1 pseudogene is annotated in these 296 nt (G+C 42.2%); it reads left to right on the forward strand.

The window, feature by feature from the left end:
- Positions 1–253, forward strand: a pseudogene (locus KJY73_RS21885) (cbb3-type cytochrome c oxidase subunit I); the annotation flags it as partial.
- Between the last annotated feature and the right edge of the window lie 43 nt (positions 254–296).

Below are 296 nucleotides of genomic sequence, written 5' to 3' on the forward strand. Positions count from 1 at the left end.
TACCGCAATCTTACTCCTACTGGCCATTCCAGTATTAGCAGCAGCCATTACCATGCTTCTAACAGACCGAAACCTAAACACAACATTTTTCGACCCCGCCGGAGGGGGAGACCCAATTCTTTTCCAACACCTATTCTGATTCTTTGGCCACCCAGAAGTATATATTCTTATTCTACCAGGCTTCGGAATTATCTCACACATTGTTACCCACTATTCAGGAAAAAAAGAGCCATTTGGATATCATAGTATAGTATGAGCCATACTTGCCATCACCACATTAGGATTTATCGTATGAG

The organism is Bowmanella yangjiangensis, from assembly GCF_018531185.1.
Lineage (GTDB): Bacteria > Pseudomonadota > Gammaproteobacteria > Enterobacterales > Alteromonadaceae > Bowmanella > Bowmanella yangjiangensis.